We start from the raw sequence: 259 nt of genomic DNA on the forward strand, positions 1-259 counted from the left end.
ACCCTGAGAATGAGACGATAAAAAACACCTCTCTAAATCGTAAGTATCAGTTATGATTTTAATGGAGGTGTTTTTCGTATGGGGAAAAAGGCGCATTATCCCGCCGAAATAAAGTGGAAAGTAGTTGAAATGAAACACCAAGGATTCAAAAATAAAGAAATTATGGATGCCTTAGGAATTAGACATGTGGCTCAAATTAAAACTTGGATGAAATGGTATCGTGAAGGCGAAACCTATCGGTTTGAACAATCTATTGGAA

Annotated in this window: 1 protein-coding gene; it reads left to right on the forward strand. The window is 36.3% G+C overall.

Annotation, left to right across the window (positions count from 1 at the left end; genetic code table 11):
- Positions 1-78 precede the first annotated feature (78 nt).
- On the forward strand, positions 79-259 hold a 181-nt coding region (locus G9F74_RS29645), incomplete at its 3' end, for a helix-turn-helix domain-containing protein (protein ID WP_165406446.1).

The sequence above is a fragment of the Bacillus sp. EKM202B genome (assembly GCF_011066025.1).
In the GTDB taxonomy this organism is placed as follows: domain Bacteria; phylum Bacillota; class Bacilli; order Bacillales; family Bacillaceae_G; genus Bacillus_A; species Bacillus_A toyonensis.